The 2,920-nt window shown below is 73.2% G+C and carries 3 protein-coding genes; 1 reads left to right on the forward strand and 2 read right to left on the reverse strand.

Features of this window, described 5'->3' with window-relative positions; genetic code table 11:
• Positions 1–81: 81 nt before the first annotated feature.
• Entirely contained in the window at positions 82–963 is an 882-nt protein-coding gene (locus ACYVE9_RS21285; RefSeq protein WP_461029494.1) for a polysaccharide deacetylase family protein, read from the reverse strand.
• Positions 964–1,120: 157 nt separating this feature from the next.
• On the opposite strand from ACYVE9_RS21285, the gene ACYVE9_RS21290 reads away from it, so the two are divergent.
• A complete protein-coding gene (locus tag ACYVE9_RS21290; RefSeq protein ID WP_461029492.1) occupies positions 1,121–2,008 on the forward strand; it encodes an SDR family NAD(P)-dependent oxidoreductase in 888 nt (295 codons plus the stop codon).
• A 66-nt stretch (positions 2,009–2,074) separates the two neighbouring features.
• Here the strand turns inward: ACYVE9_RS21290 and zapE are convergent.
• On the reverse strand, positions 2,075–2,920 hold an 846-nt coding region (zapE, locus tag ACYVE9_RS21295; RefSeq protein WP_461029493.1), incomplete at its 5' end, for a cell division protein ZapE.

Below are 2,920 nucleotides of genomic sequence, written 5' to 3' on the forward strand. Positions count from 1 at the left end.
GCATTGGTGAGGCCCCGCGATCGGGGGGACGTCGCGGGGCCTCACCTCGTCAACGGGCGCCCCGCCGGCGGGGTTCCCGGTTCAGCCGACCGAAGCGGCGACGAGCTCCGACACCTTGACGAAGCGGTAGCCGCGCTCGCGGAGCTCGGGAACGATGCGGCGGACCGCCTCGGTGGTGGCCGGTGCGGCGCTCAGCGTGCAGTGCATGACCACGACCGATCCGGGGCGCACGCCCTCGAGTACCTCGGCCACGACGTCGTCCGCGTCGCTGTTGAACGGGTCGCCGCTCGCCACGTCCCACTGCACGGCGGTGGCGCCCTCGGCCGCGACGGCTCGCAGCGCGTCGTCGTCGTAACAGCCGCCGGGAAAGCGGAAGTAGGGCGTCGGCTCGGTCACGCCCGCCGCCCGCAGTGCCTCGAACCCCCGCTTGACCTCCTCCTGCTGCCGGCCTTCGCCGACCACCGGAAGGCCGTAGCAGGAACCGGTGAAGGCGTAGTGCGAGTAGGAGTGGTTGCCCACCTCGAACAGCGGGTCGCGGCTGATCGAGCGCGCCTGGTGAGGGTAGGTGCGCGCCCACATCCCGGTCATGAAGACGGTCGCCGGCACTTTCTCCCGGCGCAGCGCGGCGATCAGCCCGGGGTTGTCGAACCGCTCGCCGCCGGCCGCACGGTCCACCTGGTCGGCTGTCATGTCGGCGTCGAAGGTGAGGGCGACGGTCTTGTCGGCGTCCGTGCGCGGCCCGTGTGAGAAGACGGCGGCCCGGCCGCTCGCGGACGCGGGCAGCGAGACCGCTTCGGCGGGCGCCGCGTCGGCGGGCGGGGCAGCCGGGCGGGTGGGCACGGTGCCCCGCTCCTCGACGGCCTTGCTCTCGGTGCTCTCGGTGCTCTCGGTGCTCGCGCAGGCCGCGGCGGCGGTCGGCGCGAGGGCGCTGAACATGATGATGACTCTTCGCAGTGTGATGATCACACTGCGAAGCTAATGCGGTGGTTGGGACCGCGCCCGGCGGCAGGTCCTGCGGTGTGAGGGGTGCCGCCACATGGCCGACGTTGGCACGAGACGATGCGTATCGTATCGTGCAATGCGGCCACGGCCGCTGCCCCACCGCCGAAGGAGTCGCCGCATGACCACCCCTGCCACCGTCGCCCCGGCGCCCTCGCCCCGCGACCGGGTCTGGTTCGTCACCGGGGCCAGCCGAGGTCTGGGCCTCGCCTTCACCGAGGCCGCGCTCGATGCGGGGGACCGGGTCGTCGCGGTCGCCCGCACCCTCGACGGCCTCGACCGGCTCGCCGCCGCACACGGCGACCGGCTGCTGAGGCTGCCCCTGGACGTCACCGACCGGGCGGCCGTGCACCGCACGGTCGAAGTCGCCGTGCGCCACTTCGGCCACCTCGACGTGGTGGTCAACAACGCCGGGTTCCTGGCCATGGGCATGGTCGAGGAGTTCACCGAGGAGCAGGCCAGGGCCCAACTGGAGACCAATTTCTTCGGCGCGCTGTGGGTCAGCCAGGCCGTACTGCCCGCCCTGCGGTCACGAGGCAGCGGGCACCTCGTACAGGTCTCCAGCATCGGCGCGCTCGCCGGACACCCGCTCACCGGCCTGTACAGCGCCAGCAAGGCCGCGCTGGAAGGCATGGGCGAGGCCCTGGCCGCGGAGGTGGCGCCGTTCGGCGTGAAGGTCACCCTGGTGGAGCCTGGCGGCTACTGGACCGATCTCTACACCACCGGCCTCGCCGCCACCGAGCCGATGCACGCCTACGCCCCGCTGCGGGCCGAGATCGAGCAGCGGTTCGCCGCCGGGTCCGTGGACAGTATGCCGCGGCTCGCCGCCGAGGCGGTGCTGAAGCTCGTGGACAGCGACGACCCGCCGCTGCGCCTGCTGCTCGGCAGCCTGGCCTACGACCTGGCCTTCGACATCGCGCGCAGTCGCGCCCGCACCTGGGCCGCCTGGGAGGAGACGAGCCGCGCTGCCGAGCAGGCCACCGAGGCGCCCGACGGCCATGGCACCTGAAGCGGCCCGTGCCGGCCGGTGCGCTTCCGCCGTGCCCGACGTGCGGCCGGGGCGACCTGGGTGCGCCTACTGCCGGTGGGTGAGGGGCTTGGCGTCCCTGGCGAGGGCGGTCAGCCGGGAGATAGCGCGGTAGTACTTCTTGCGGTAGCCGCCGGCCAGCATCTCGTCGCTGAACAGTTCGTCGAAGGGCCGGCCCGAGGCCAGCACGGGCACCTCGCGGTCGTACAGCCGGTCGGCGAGCACCACCAGGCGCAGGGCCGTCGACTGGTCCGGCACGGCCGTCACGTCGGTCAGGCAGACCGCCGACACGCCGTCGCACAGCGCGCCGTACCGGCTGGGGTGCACGTTCGAGAGGTGCTCCAGCAGGGCGGGGAACGCGTCGAGTGTGGCGTCCGGCGTGCGGTGCGCGGTCTCGGTGACCTCCTCGCCACCGAGCGGCGGCGGCGCCTGCGGCAGACCGCGGTGCCGGTAGTCCTCACCGTCGATGCGCAGCGGCCTGAAGTGCGCGGACAGGCCCTGGATCTCCCGCAGGAAGTCGGCCGCCGCGAACCGGCCCTCGCCGAGCTTGCCGGGCAGCGTGTTCGACGTCGCGGCCAGTGCGACGCCCGCCTCGACGAGCTTGCCCAGCAGGCTGGAGACGAGCACCGTGTCGCCCGGGTCGTCGAGCTCGAACTCGTCGATGCACAGCAGGCGGTGTTCCCCGAGAGTGCGCACCGTCTGCTGGAAGCCGAGAGCGCCGACCAGGTTGGTCAGCTCCACGAAGGTGCCGAACGCCTTCCGCTCGGGTGCGGCGGGCGCCGCGTGCCACAGCGAGGCCAGCAGGTGGGTCTTGCCGACGCCGTAGCCGCCGTCCAGGTACACGCCGCGCGGGCCCTCGGCCGCCGGAGCCGACCGGCGGCCGAACCACCGACG

It is taken from the genome of Streptomyces sparsus, assembly GCF_054776295.1.